This is a genomic window from Pseudomonas sp. Irchel 3F3, from assembly GCF_900187545.1.
Lineage (GTDB): Bacteria > Pseudomonadota > Gammaproteobacteria > Pseudomonadales > Pseudomonadaceae > Aquipseudomonas > Aquipseudomonas fortuita.
The window spans coordinates 385,760-398,596 of record NZ_FYDS01000006.1; the positions used below are offsets into that span (position 1 = coordinate 385,760).

13 protein-coding genes are annotated in these 12,837 nt (G+C 58.8%); 1 reads left to right on the top strand and 12 read right to left on the bottom strand.

Annotated features, from left to right (window positions below; all coding sequences use genetic code 11):
* Window positions 1-17: 17 nt before the first annotated feature.
* The 12 genes from atpE to rpmH all read right to left on the bottom strand — a co-directional run bounded on the left by atpE (window position 18) and on the right by rpmH (window position 10,661).
* Window positions 18-275 carry a F0F1 ATP synthase subunit C gene (gene atpE, locus CKW35_RS15500; RefSeq protein ID WP_003097235.1) on the bottom strand — a complete coding sequence of 86 codons (258 nt, stop codon included), beginning with the start codon at window positions 273-275 and terminating at the stop codon, window positions 18-20.
* A 144-nt stretch (window positions 276-419) separates the two neighbouring features.
* The gene (gene atpB / locus CKW35_RS15505; protein WP_016489912.1) at window positions 420-1,289 is read right to left on the bottom strand and encodes a F0F1 ATP synthase subunit A; all 870 of its coding nucleotides are present in this window, start codon (window positions 1,287-1,289) and stop codon (window positions 420-422) included.
* Window positions 1,290-1,305: 16 nt separating this feature from the next.
* Window positions 1,306-1,713, bottom strand: a complete 408-nt coding sequence (locus tag CKW35_RS15510; RefSeq protein WP_008092225.1) for a F0F1 ATP synthase subunit I — start codon at window positions 1,711-1,713, stop codon at window positions 1,306-1,308.
* Window positions 1,714-1,861: 148 nt separating this feature from the next.
* Window positions 1,862-2,734 carry a ParB/RepB/Spo0J family partition protein gene (locus CKW35_RS15515; protein WP_016489913.1) on the bottom strand — a complete coding sequence of 291 codons (873 nt, stop codon included), beginning with the start codon at window positions 2,732-2,734 and terminating at the stop codon, window positions 1,862-1,864.
* A gap of 9 nt (window positions 2,735-2,743) precedes the next feature.
* A complete protein-coding gene (locus CKW35_RS15520; protein ID WP_016489914.1) occupies window positions 2,744-3,535 on the bottom strand; it encodes a ParA family protein in 792 nt (263 codons plus the stop codon).
* An 18-nt stretch (window positions 3,536-3,553) separates the two neighbouring features.
* Entirely contained in the window at window positions 3,554-4,204 is a 651-nt protein-coding gene (gene rsmG, locus CKW35_RS15525) for a 16S rRNA (guanine(527)-N(7))-methyltransferase RsmG (protein WP_016489915.1), read from the bottom strand.
* Window positions 4,201-6,093, bottom strand: coding sequence for a tRNA uridine-5-carboxymethylaminomethyl(34) synthesis enzyme MnmG (gene mnmG / locus CKW35_RS15530; protein WP_024717851.1), 1,893 nt, complete (start codon window positions 6,091-6,093; stop codon window positions 4,201-4,203). The genes rsmG and mnmG overlap by 4 nt, the downstream gene beginning before the upstream one ends.
* 633 nt (window positions 6,094-6,726) lie before the next feature.
* Window positions 6,727-8,097, bottom strand: coding sequence for a tRNA uridine-5-carboxymethylaminomethyl(34) synthesis GTPase MnmE (gene mnmE, locus CKW35_RS15535; protein WP_016489917.1), 1,371 nt, complete (start codon window positions 8,095-8,097; stop codon window positions 6,727-6,729).
* An 88-nt stretch (window positions 8,098-8,185) separates the two neighbouring features.
* On the bottom strand, window positions 8,186-9,868 hold the full coding sequence (gene yidC / locus CKW35_RS15540; protein ID WP_016489918.1) for a membrane protein insertase YidC: 1,683 nt from the start codon (window positions 9,866-9,868) through the stop codon (window positions 8,186-8,188).
* A 2-nt stretch (window positions 9,869-9,870) separates the two neighbouring features.
* Window positions 9,871-10,116 carry a membrane protein insertion efficiency factor YidD gene (yidD, locus tag CKW35_RS15545; RefSeq protein ID WP_015268406.1) on the bottom strand — a complete coding sequence of 82 codons (246 nt, stop codon included), beginning with the start codon at window positions 10,114-10,116 and terminating at the stop codon, window positions 9,871-9,873.
* Window positions 10,109-10,513, bottom strand: coding sequence for a ribonuclease P protein component (rnpA, locus tag CKW35_RS15550; RefSeq protein WP_016489919.1), 405 nt, complete (start codon window positions 10,511-10,513; stop codon window positions 10,109-10,111). The genes yidD and rnpA overlap by 8 nt, the downstream gene beginning before the upstream one ends.
* Before the next feature lie 13 nt (window positions 10,514-10,526).
* Complete coding sequence (gene rpmH, locus CKW35_RS15555) at window positions 10,527-10,661, bottom strand: 50S ribosomal protein L34 (protein WP_003253163.1); 135 nt, start codon at window positions 10,659-10,661, stop codon at window positions 10,527-10,529.
* A 596-nt stretch (window positions 10,662-11,257) separates the two neighbouring features.
* On the opposite strand from rpmH, the gene dnaA reads away from it, so the two are divergent.
* Window positions 11,258-12,802 (top strand): chromosomal replication initiator protein DnaA, encoded by a 1,545-nt coding sequence (dnaA, locus tag CKW35_RS15560; protein ID WP_016489920.1) that lies wholly within the window; start codon window positions 11,258-11,260, stop codon window positions 12,800-12,802.
* Window positions 12,803-12,837: the final 35 nt, after the last annotated feature.

Here is a 12,837-nt window from a genome sequence, read left to right on the forward strand (position 1 = left end):
CTCGTGGTGACGAGTGATTAGCCGGCGATCTGACCAACGAACGGATTCGCGAAGGTGAAGAACAGAGCGATACCAACACCGATCATGGTTACGGCGTCGAGCAGACCGGCAACGATGAACATTTTAACCTGCAGCATCGGAACCATTTCTGGTTGACGAGCAGCGCCTTCCAGGAATTTGCCGCCCAGCAGGCCGAAACCAATGGCGGTACCCAGAGCACCCAGGCCGATCAGCAGAGCAACAGCGATAGCGGTCAGACCAACTACAGTTTCCATCTTTCCTCCCGACTTTTACGTCGTATTGGTTAGGTTTTTAGTTTGAAGCGGTAAAACAAATCGTTTGGTACAGCATGCCCTTGCGGACTTTTTAAGCCCTCCCCCCGAACGGGCGGGGAAGGCTATCAGACACGCCAGGCGGTCTTAATGGTTATCTTCGTGCGCCATCGACAGGTAGACGATGGTCAGCATCATGAAGATGAAAGCTTGCAGGGTAATGATCAGGATGTGGAACACAGCCCACGCCCATTGCAGCACCACACCCAGGCCGCTGAGCCACAGCAGGCCGGAGCCGAACATCACAGCGATCAGGATGAACACCAGTTCGCCGGCATACATGTTGCCGAACAGACGCAGTGCCAGCGAGATCGGCTTGGCGATCAGGGTGACGAATTCCAGCAGGAAGTTGACCGGAATCAGCAGGATCTGCACGAAGATGTTCTTGCTGCCGAACGGGTGCAGGGTCAGCTCACCGATGAAGCCGCCCAGGCCCTTGACCTTGATGCTGTAGAAGATGATCAGGGCAAACACGCTGAAGGCCATGGCCAGGGTCGCGTTCGGGTCGGTGGTCGACACGGCGCGGAACGGAATGTGCGGATCACCGGAGATCAGGATGGCCAGCTGAGGAATCCAGTCGACCGGTACCAGGTCGACGGCGTTCATCAGGAATACCCAGACGAAGATGGTCAGCGCCAGCGGTGCGATTACCGGGCTACGGCCGTGGAAGGAGTCCTTCACGCTGCCGTTGACGAAATCGACCATCACTTCCACGAAGTTCTGCAGACCGCCAGGCTGGCCGGAAGTCGCCTTCTTTGCCGCCATGCGGAAAATGAACAGGAAGATCAGACCCAGCGCGACGGACCAACCCAGGGTGTCCAGGTGGAACGCCCAGAAGCCCATTGCCTTGGCTTCTGCAGCCGAATGGGCAAAGCCCCAGCTGCCGTCTGGTAGTTGACCGTAGGTCAGGTTCTGCAAGTGGTGCTGGATATAGCCCGAAGCGGTTTCTGCTGCCATGGTTGCCTCAAACGCCCTAAGGTCTCGAAAGTCTTTTATTCATCAGCAGGGGCGCGAACCAGCTGACCAAAAGGGTCAACACGAAGACGCCGAATACTGCTAACGGCGCCAGTGGCTTCACTCCTGCGAAGGTCAGTGCAAAAAGCACTGCCGTCAAAATCATCTTGCCTGCCTCGCCAGCGTAAAACGACTTGACGATGGCTTGTGCTGCCCGAGCTCCGCTGAAGCGAAAAGCCTTCCAGGCGAAATACACATTGGGCAGCCACGCAATCAAACCTCCGCAAAGGCCTGAATATCCACTGACCGCCCCTTTCCACTGCCACAACACCAGGGTTGCCAGCAGCAGTACGACGAATTGAGCCAGCAGTACCGGAAAAACCGCCCAGCGATGGAAAGGCAGGCGGTTTGGCGTGCGGATTTCCATCACAACTGCTCCTCGGAAGTCGACCAACAAGTCAGCTATGACTTGGCATAATTTGTGCCGACAAAATGCGCGCAGAGTATAGGGGTGGATTAACCCCTATTCAACTCTTCGTAGTGATTTCCGACTGCGCGCTACAACAGGAATTGTTTCAGCGGATGTGAGCAAGCACGCCTTGCAACTCGTCAAGCGAGTTGTAACGAATAACCAACTGCCCCTTGCCCTTGTTGCCATGACGGATCTGAACGGCCGAGCCCAGGCGCTCTGCGAGCCGCTGTTCAAGGCGTGCGATATCCGGATCAGGTTTGCTCGGTTCGACCGGATCAGGCTTGTCACTGAGCCACTGACGAACCAGTGCCTCGGTTTGGCGCACAGTGAGGCCACGTGCGACAACATGACGCGCCCCCTCCTCCTGACGATTCTCGTCCAGGCCGAGCAATGCGCGTGCGTGCCCCATCTCCAGGTCGCCGTGGGCGAGCATGGTCTTGATCGCCTCAGGCAAGGTGATCAGGCGCAGCAGGTTGGCCACGGTTACCCGCGACTTGCCAACGGCATCAGCCACCTGTTGCTGGGTAAGTTCGAATTCCTGCTGCAGACGCTGCAGGGCCATGGCCTCTTCCAACGGGTTGAGGTCTTCGCGCTGGATGTTCTCGATCAGCGCCATGGCAATGGCGGCTTCATCGGGCACTTCGCGGACCATGGCCGGAATCGTGTCCAGGCCAGCCTGCTGGGTCGCGCGCCAGCGGCGCTCACCGGCGATGATCTCATAGCGGTTGTCGCCAATCGGGCGGACCACGATCGGTTGCATCACGCCATGGCTGCGAATCGAGTGCGCGAGCTCTTCCAGCGCCTGCGGATCCATGTCCCGACGTGGCTGGTACTTGCCACGCTGAATCAGCTCGACCGGCAGGTGTTGCAGTTCTTTCTGGTCGATCTTCACAGCCTGCTCTTCGAGCGCGCTGACGGAAGGACCACTGAGCAGTGCATCCAACCCACGTCCGAGACCCCGTTTCTTGACGGCCATACGGATTCCTTAAGTTGTTTGTGCAGTGCGTGATTGACGGCGTTGACGGCGAACCAGTTCCCCCGCCAGGGCCAGGTAAGCCAGCGCGCCGCGCGATTGCTTGTCGTAAGCCAGGGCCGGCATGCCAAAGCTGGGGGCCTCGGCCAGGCGAATGTTGCGCGGAATGACCGTGTCGTACAGCTGCGGGCCAAAGTGTTCTTTCAGCTGCGCCGAAACATCATTGTTCAGGCTCAGGCGAGGATCGTACATGGTCCGCAACAGGCCCTCGATCTTCAGCTCCGGATTCAACCGGGCGGCGATGCGCTTGATGTTATCCACAAGGTCGCTAAGACCTTCCAGTGCGTAGTACTCGCACTGCATGGGGATTATCACGCCATCGGAAGCGACCAGGGCGTTTAGCGTGAGCATCGACAGCGACGGCGGGCAGTCGATGAGGATGAAGTCGTAGTTCTCGCGGATTGGCGCCAGGGCGTTACGCAGACGGCTTTCCTTGACCTGCATTTCCAGCAGCACCACCTCGGCGGCGGTCAGGTCGCGGTTGGCCGGCAGCAACTGGAACCCGCCGTGCTCGGAGTAATGCATGGCCTGAGCCAGGTCGCACTCCCCGATCAGCAGGTCGTAGACCGAGTGCTCGAGCTCGTGCTTGTCCACGCCGCTGCCCATGGTGGCGTTGCCCTGCGGATCGAGGTCGATCAGCAGGACACGACGCTTGGTCGCGGCCAGCGAGGCGGCGAGATTGATACAGGTGGTGGTCTTGCCTACACCACCTTTCTGGTTCGCGATTGCGAATACCTTAGCCATTGATGCGCGTGTTCCCAGTCATGCCTTGCGGCGCAGTATCAGCAGATGGCGCTGGCCCTGGCAACCCGGAACGGTCAGGGCCTGTTCGCTTTCCACTGTGAAGTCTGCGGGCAATGCTACCAGTTCATCGGCAGGATGCAGCCCCTTCATTGCAAGCCATTGCGTCCCGGTGTCGCCCAGATGGCGGGTCCAGTTGGTGAAGTTCTCCATGCTGCTGAAGGCGCGGGAGATGATTCCGTCGAACGGCTGAGCCGGCTGAAAGGCTTCGACCCTGCTGTGGATAACCGTGAGGTTGTCCAGTTTGAGTTCCATTTTCACCTGGGTGAGGAAGCGGGTCTTCTTGCCGTTGGCGTCCAACACCGTCACGCGCTTGTGCGGATGCAGGATAGCCAACGGGATACCCGGCATGCCACCGCCGCTGCCGACATCCAGCCAGTTTTGACACTCGCTGTGGATAAACGGCATGACGCTCAGGCTGTCGAGCAGATGGCGCGACACCATCTCGTCCGGGTCGCGCACAGCAGTGAGGTTGTAGGCTTTGTTCCATTTGATCAACAGGGCCAGGTAGCCGAGCAATTTCTCGTGATGCTCTGCGCTCAGCTCTACACCAAGCTGGCGCGCACCTGTGGACAACTCTTCAGCGTGTTGCGGGGTGACCAGGGAACTCAAGCGCTTTGCTCCAATTCGCGGCCAGCGCCGCGTTTTTTCAAGTAAATCAGCAACAGGGAAATCGCCGCCGGGGTCACGCCGGGAATGCGCGAAGCCTGGCCCAGGGTTTCCGGGCGGGTCTGGCCAAGCTTGCCCTGGATCTCTTTGGACAAGCCAGAAATCGTCGAATAGTCGATATCCACAGGCAGACGGGTGTCTTCACTGGCGCGCAAGCGAGCGATTTCATCCTGCTGGCGGTCGATGTAGCCCGCGTACTTGGTGCGGATCTCGACCTGCTCGGCGACCTGTGGATCGATCGCTTCACCGCCGGTCGCCTCGATCAGCCCCGCGTAGTCGATCTCCGGGCGCGCCAGCAGGTTGAGCAGGCTGTACTCGTGGCTGAGCGGCGTGCCGAACTTATCCACAATGGCCTGGCCTTGGTCGGTGTTCGGCCGAACCCAGGTCGACTTCAGGCGCTGTTCCTCACGCTCGATGCCGTCACGCTTGGCGCAGAAAGCGGCCCAGCGCTGGTCGTCGATCAGGCCCAGTTCACGGCCTTTCTCGGTCAGACGCAGGTCGGCGTTGTCTTCGCGCAGGATCAGGCGGTACTCGGCGCGCGAAGTGAACATGCGGTACGGCTCCTGGGTACCCAGGGTGATCAGGTCGTCGACCAGCACACCGATGTACGCCTCGTCGCGGCGCGGGCACCAGCTGTCGCGGCCCTGTGCGCGCAATGCGGCGTTGGTCCCGGCCAGCAGGCCCTGGGCACCGGCTTCTTCGTAACCGGTGGTGCCGTTGATCTGCCCGGCGAAGAACAGGCCGCCGATGACTTTGGTCTCGAGGCTGTATTTGAGGTCACGCGGGTCGAAGTAGTCGTACTCGATTGCGTAACCCGGGCGGACGATGTGGGCATTTTCCATGCCGCGGATCGAACGCACCAGCTCCAGCTGCACGTCGAACGGCAGCGAAGTGGAAATACCGTTGGGGTACAACTCATGGGTGTTCAGGCCTTCCGGCTCGATGAACACCTGATGGCTTTCCTTGTCGGCGAAGCGGTGGATCTTGTCTTCGATCGATGGGCAATAGCGCGGACCGACGCCTTCGATTACGCCCGAGTACATCGGCGAGCGGTCAAGGTTCGAGGCGATGATCTCGTGGGTACGCGCATTGGTGTGGGTAATCCAGCAGCTCACCTGCCGTGGGTGCATCTGGGCATTGCCCATGAACGACATGACCGGGATCGGCGTATCACCTGGCTGTTCGGTCATCACCGAGAAGTCCACCGAGCGGCCATCGATGCGTGGCGGCGTCCCGGTTTTCAGGCGGCCGACGCGCAGCGGCAGTTCACGCATGCGGTGAGCCAGGGCGATCGAAGGCGGATCACCGGCGCGACCACCGGAATGGTTTTGCAGGCCAATGTGGATAAGCCCGCCCAGGAAGGTGCCGGTGGTCAGTACTACGGATTCTGCGAAGAAACGCAAACCCATCTGGGTAACCACGCCCTTGACCTGATCCTGCTCGACGATCAGGTCGTCGCAGGACTGCTGGAATATCCACAGGTTCGGCTGATTTTCCAGGATTTCACGCACGACCGCCTTGTAAATGGCGCGGTCGGCCTGTGCACGGGTGGCACGTACCGCCGGGCCCTTGCGGTTGTTCAGAACGCGGAACTGGATGCCGCTCTTGTCGGTAGCCATTGCCATGGCGCCGCCAAGGGCATCGATCTCTTTGACCAAATGGCTTTTGCCAATACCGCCGATGGCGGGGTTGCAGCTCATGTGACCGAGGGTTTCCACGTTATGGGTCAGCAGCAGGGTTTTCACACCCATGCGTGCGGACGCAAGCGCAGCCTCGGTACCGGCATGGCCGCCGCCGATGACGATCACTTCAAAACGGGAAGGGAAATCCACCACGCACCTCGTGCCTGTTTTTGCGAATAGAGAAGGTAAGCCGACAAGTATAGGGACTTCACCCCCTTTAAAGAAACCGTCTGAGCAAATTTTGACCAGTCTGTGGATGAGTGGCAGACAACAGAAATCAACAAGAAGAAATTTATAAAAGCTTTGTTTTTATGTTTATTCTTATGCACAACGATATCTGTGGATAAATCTTTGTATCCCTTGAATATCGCTGTGTAGAGAGAAATTAAACCCTGTGTCTGGAGTGCCATGAGGGCTATGGATAACGTCATTTAGCCTGTGGATTAAATGGCCTTTTACCCACAGGCGGGTTTGTCCTCAGAAAAAAAGCCTGTTTATCAACTGAGCTGAAGGGGAGTTTTCCACAGGGCTCCTGAGTACACATTTCAGGCTGAGCAGGAAAATTTTGTCGAGCCAGCGACCAGAGAGGGTCCAGGTGGAGTGGGCAAGCCCGCTAAAGGGGGGTTATATCCACAGAGGTTCAGGCTTGTAATGGCCTCTTCACGGGCATGCCCGCTCCCCACAAGTGCTTCGTTCGCCTGGCCGAGGTCATCTCCTGCAACGAATTTCAGGCAAAAAAAGCCGCTCCCGAAGGAGCGGCGCTTGGTCTTGCCGGGCTGTGGATTACTTGCCGATGCAGAAACTGGAGAAAATCCGCCCCAGCAGGTCATCCGAGCTGAATGCTCCTGTGATTTCCCCCAGCGCATGCTGTGCCTGGCGCAAATCCTCAGCCAGAAGCTCCCCTGCGCCCGCCAATGTCAGCTGAGCACGGCCATGCTCCAGGTGCTCGCTGGCCTGGCGCAAAGCATCCAAATGGCGCCTGCGGGCGCTGAAACCGCTCTCTGAGGTCTGTTCGTAACCCATGCAGGCCTTCAGATGGTCACGTAGCAGTTGCAACCCTGTGTCGTCGCCCTTGGCGCTGAGAGTAATGGTCACATGGCCATCCTCGCACTGTTCCAGCGCTACCCGCTCACCACTCAGGTCGGCTTTGTTGCGAATCAGCGTGACCTTGGCCGGGTCCGGCCGCTGAGCGAGAAACTCGGGCCACAAGGCGAACGGGTCGCTGGCCTCGGGCGCAGTGGAGTCGACCACCAGCAACACACGATCAGCCTCGCCAATGGCCTTCAGGGCGCGTTCTACGCCGATCTTTTCCACATGATCGTCGGTGTCACGCAACCCGGCAGTATCGACCACGTGCAGCGGCATGCCGTCGATGTGGATATGTTCGCGCAGGATGTCCCGGGTGGTGCCGGCGATATCGGTGACAATGGCCGCTTCGCGGCCAGCCAGCTGGTTCAGCAGGCTCGACTTGCCGGCATTCGGTCGCCCGGCGATCACCACGGTCATGCCGTCACGCAGCAAGGCACCCTGCCCGGCCTCACGTTGCACGGTGGATAACTCGCCGCGCACTGCATCGAGCATCGACAGGACGTGGCCATCGGCGAGGAAGTCGATCTCCTCTTCGGGGAAGTCGATTGCTGCCTCGACGTAGATGCGCAGGGCGATCAGCGCCTCGGTCAGGCTGTGCACACGCTTGGAGAATTCCCCTTGCAGTGAGCGCAGGGCGTTGCGTGCCGCCTGACTGGAGCTGGCCTCGATCAGGTCGGCAATGGCTTCGGCCTGGGCCAGGTCGAGCTTGTCGTTGAGGAACGCGCGTTCGCTGAATTCACCTGGGCGGGCCAGGCGACAGCCAACTTGTACACAGCGCTGCAGCAGCATGTCCAGGACCACCGGGCCACCGTGGCCCTGCAGTTCAAGCACATCTTCGCCGGTGAACGAGTTCGGCCCAGGGAAGAACAACGCAATCCCCTCGTCAAGCACCAGCCCTTCATCGTCGCGGAACGGGCCGTAATGGGCATGGCGAGGGGTCAGCGTACGACCGGTGATCAACTGCCCGGCCTTGCCAGCCAAAGGGCCGGACAACCTGACAATACCCACACCACCGCGGCCTTGGGCGGTAGCGATGGCGGCGATGGTTTCACGCACAGTGTTCATGCTCGAAAGCCTCTACGACAAAAACGACAGATAGCAAAAACGCCCCACTAGGGGGCGTTTTTTATTCACAGGCTAGCGTACTAGCCCGTCAAGCAGCAGCTTTTTTGGTGGCTGCTTCGATACGGCGAGTGATGTACCACTGCTGCGAAATCGACAGGCAGTTGTTCACAACCCAGTACAGCACCAGACCAGCCGGGAACCACAGGAAGAAGAAGGTGAAGATGATCGGCATCATTTTCATCACCTTGGCCTGCATCGGATCCGGCGGCGTCGGGTTCAGGCGCTGCTGGATGAACATGGTGGCGCCCATGATGATCGGCAGGATGAAGAACGGATCCTTGATCGACAGGTCGGTAATCCACAGCATCCATGGGGCCTGGCGCATTTCCACGCTTTCCAGCAGTACCCAGTAGAGGGCCAGGAATACCGGCATCTGTACCAGGATCGGCAGGCAGCCGCCCAGCGGGTTGATCTTCTCTTTCTTGTACAGCTCCATCATCGCCTGGGACATCTTCTGGCGATCGTCACCGAAGCGTTCCTTCAGCGCAGCGAGCTTGGGCGCCACAGCACGCATGCGCGCCATGGAGCGGTAGCTGGCAGCCGACAGCGGGAAGAACAGGCCTTTGATCAGCATGGTCAGCACGATGATCGACCAGCCCCAGTTACCCAGCAGGCTGTGGATATGTTGCAGCAGCCAGAAGATCGGCTGGGCGATGAACCACAGGAAGCCGTAGTCGACGGTCAGTTCCAGGCCTGGGGACAACTCTTTGAGCTTGGACTGGATCTTCGGGCCGGCGTACAGCATGGCGCTGGTTTCGACCTTGCCACCAGCAGGGACGCTGAGGGATGGGCCGGTGTAGCCGATGATGTAGTTGCCCTGGCTGTCCTTGCGAGTCTGGACAACGTTGTTGTCCGACTTGGCCGGAATCCAGGCGGTCACGAAGTAGTGCTGCAGCCAGGCAACCCAGCCGCCGGACACATTTTCTTTCAAACTACCTTTGTCGATGTCCTTCATCGAGACCTTTTTGTAAGGCTCGGAAGCTGTCCACAGGGCTGCGCCCAGGTAGGTGGCAGTGCCAGTGGCAGTGCTCGAGGACGGATCGCCGCTGGCGTCGCGCTTGAGCTGGGCAAACATGTTGCCGCTCCAGGCCTGGTCGCTCTGGTTGTCGATCAGGTAGCTGACGTTCAGGTCGTACTCACCGCGCTTGAAGCTGAAGCGCTTGATGTAGTTGACACCGTTGTCGCTGAACTTCAGATCGACCACCAGTTGTTCCTGGCCGTCGGCCAACTGGTAGCTTTTCTGTTCGGCGGCATACAGCGGACGGCCGCTGGCGCGGGCATCCGGGCCGTTGGCACCGGTCAGGCCGCTTTGTGCCAGGTAAACGCGCTCACCACCGTTGTCGAACAACTGGAATGGAATGTTCGGGTGGTCTTGACGGCGCGGGTACTTCGGCAGGTTCAACTGGACAATGTCACCACCGACCGGATCGATAGCCAGTTCCAGGACGTCGGTCTTGACTCGGATCAGGTCCTTGCTGAGTGCAACCGGTGCCAGTTCGGCGGGGCTCGATTCGGCGTTGGCGCTTGGTACATCGGCGCTGGCGCCGTTGTTACCAGCCGGCACGCCATCAGGCAAACCCGGAGCAACAGTGCTGGCAGCAGTATTCTGAGTCGGCAGGGCAGCCTGACCGTAGTCATCGTTCCACTTCAGGACCATGACGTAGGACACGACTGCCAGCGCGGCGATCAGGATCGTGCGTTTAATATCCATGATTACTCGGCTATCGAAGAAGTTCGGGAGGAAGGAGCGGGGGGAACGGGGTCGAAACCGCCGTCATTCCACGGATGACAACGCCCCAGGCGACGAACGGCCAGCCACCCACCACGCCAGAGGCCATGGTTTTCGATGGCTTCATACGCGTAACAGGAGCAACTGGGGAAAAAACGACAGTGATTGGCCATCAGAGGACTAATGGCGTAACGGTAAAACTGGATCGGAACGAGCGCCAGTTTACGCATCTTGGCTGTCTACCCCTACGGAATTGGCGGTGACTGCTGGGGTCGGCCGGCTACGTGCCAGGCGTTTCCAGAGTTTGCCAAAGTGTTGGTGCAATTCCGGGTTTTCTACCTCACCCAATCCCTTGCGCGCGACGATCACGATGTCCAACCCGGCAAGCAATTGCTGGTTCAGACGAAAGGAATCGCGCATCAAGCGCTTGAGGCGGTTGCGTTGAACGGCGAGCTTGACGCTCTTCTTGCCAATCACCAGGCCTAGACGTGGGTGATCGAGACCGTTCTCGCGAGCAAGGATCAGCAGGTTTTTCCCTGGAACCTTGCCGGTTGGGGAGTCGAAGACCGCTTTGAAGTGTCGGGGTGTAAGCAGTCGCTTTTCCCGACTGAAGTCCTGACTCACCACCTGTGCCGAAAAATCAAATGGCCAGACGCTTACGGCCTTTGGCACGACGACGCGACAGAACAGCACGGCCGTTCTTGGTAGCCATACGGGCACGGAAACCGTGGGTGCGGGCGCGCTTGATGGTGCTTGGTTGGAAAGTACGTTTCATGGCGTGTTACCTGGTTTGTCGACGACGGGCCGGGATGGCCCCCTTTTTAAGAGACCGGCGATTCTAGAGAAAGCAAGCCCATAGGTCAATTTCCAACCAGCTATTCCCTATAGGGCGTGTGATGGACGGTGCCTGCTCGGTCATCCTCCAGGGGGTGGTTGATCGGACACACGAATCGGGGACAACATGAAAAAAAAGAAGAGACATATAAAAAGCTTTTCTGAATAACTTATAAATCTTAGGTGGATAACCTTCTGTGGATAACATCCTGTAGGCCAGTAATCACGCGCTGTACAGAGTTTCAAAACCTTGTTCTCATCCCGTGCTGCGCTTGTTTTCATCGTGGTCGAAACCTGTGGATTAAAATGCCGCTTATCCACAGCAGAGTTATCAACAGATTTGAGCCCAGGGTTGTGCATAGCCCTCATGGTCGCTTATCCACAGAGCTTATGCACAGTGAGGCAAAGCCTTTTTGGTCGATAAATGGCTGTTTTGTCATGGTTCCTAACGTGTCCACATGTGGATAACTGAACGCTCGACCGGTACAATGGCGGTTTGCTTTTGCCTCATCCGGCTTTCAAACTCAGGGGATATCCGTGTCAGTGGAACTTTGGCAGCAGTGCGTGGAGCTTCTGCGCGATGAACTGCCTGCCCAGCAATTCAACACCTGGATCCGTCCGCTACAGGTCGAAGCCGAAGGCGACGAGTTGCGCGTTTATGCGCCTAACCGTTTCGTTCTCGATTGGGTCAATGAAAAGTACCTGGGCCGCTTGCTCGAGCTATTGGGTGAAAACGGCAGCGGCATTGCGCCTGCCCTTTCCTTATTAATAGGCAGCCGCCGCAGCTCGGCCCCACGCGCCGCGCCCAACGCGCCTGTCAGCGCCGCGGTGGCCGCTTCGCTGGCGCAGACCCGCTCGCAGAGCCAGGTACAAAAGCCTGTGCCGGTAGCGGCAGCGGTCGAACCCGTTGCGGTAACGGCCAACGAGCCTGTGCTGGTCAATGAACTGGCAGAGCCGTCCTCGCGTGACAGCTTCGATGCCATGGCCGAGCCCGTTTCGCCGCCAGCCGCCAATGCCCGGACCGAACAGCGCACCGTACAGGTGGAAGGTGCGCTCAAGCACACCAGCTACCTGAACCGCACCTTCACCTTCGACACCTTCGTCGAAGGTAAGTCGAACCAGTTGGCGCGCGCGGCTGCCTGGCAGGTGGCTGATAACCCCAAGCATGGCTATAACCCGCTGTTCCTTTATGGCGGCGTTGGCTTGGGTAAAACCCACCTTATGCATGCTGTGGGTAACCACCTGCTGAGGAAGAATCCGAACGCCAAGGTCGTGTACCTGCACTCGGAGCGCTTCGTTGCAGACATGGTCAAGGCGCTGCAGCTCAACGCCATCAACGAATTCAAGCGCTTCTACCGTTCGGTGGATGCGTTGCTGATCGACGATATTCAGTTCTTTGCCCGCAAAGAGCGCTCGCAGGAAGAGTTTTTCCACACTTTCAACGCCCTGCTTGAGGGCGGCCAGCAGGTAATCCTTACCTCTGACCGTTACCCCAAGGAGATCGAAGGCCTGGAAGAGCGCCTGAAATCGCGCTTTGGTTGGGGGCTGACCGTGGCTGTCGAGCCTCCAGAGCTGGAGACTCGCGTAGCGATCCTGATGAAGAAGGCCGACCAGGCCAAGGTCGAGCTGCCACATGATGCGGCGTTCTTCATTGCCCAGCGCATTCGCTCGAACGTGCGTGAGCTGGAAGGTGCGCTGAAGCGGGTGATTGCCCACTCGCACTTCATGGGCCGCGATATCACCATCGAGCTGATCCGTGAGTCGCTGAAAGACCTGCTGGCGCTGCAAGATAAACTGGTCAGTGTGGATAACATTCAGCGCACCGTTGCCGAGTACTACAAGATCAAGATCTCTGATCTGTTGTCCAAGCGTCGTTCGCGTTCTGTCGCGCGTCCACGTCAGGTGGCCATGGCCCTGTCCAAGGAGCTGACCAACCACAGCCTGCCGGAAATCGGCGACATGTTCGGTGGTCGCGACCACACGACCGTGCTGCACGCCTGCCGCAAGATCAACGAATTGAAGGAATCCGACGCGGACATCCGCGAGGACTACAAGAACCTGCTGCGGACGCTGACGACCTGATGGCCGTCTGCGCAGCTAATTGAAGGCAAGGGACT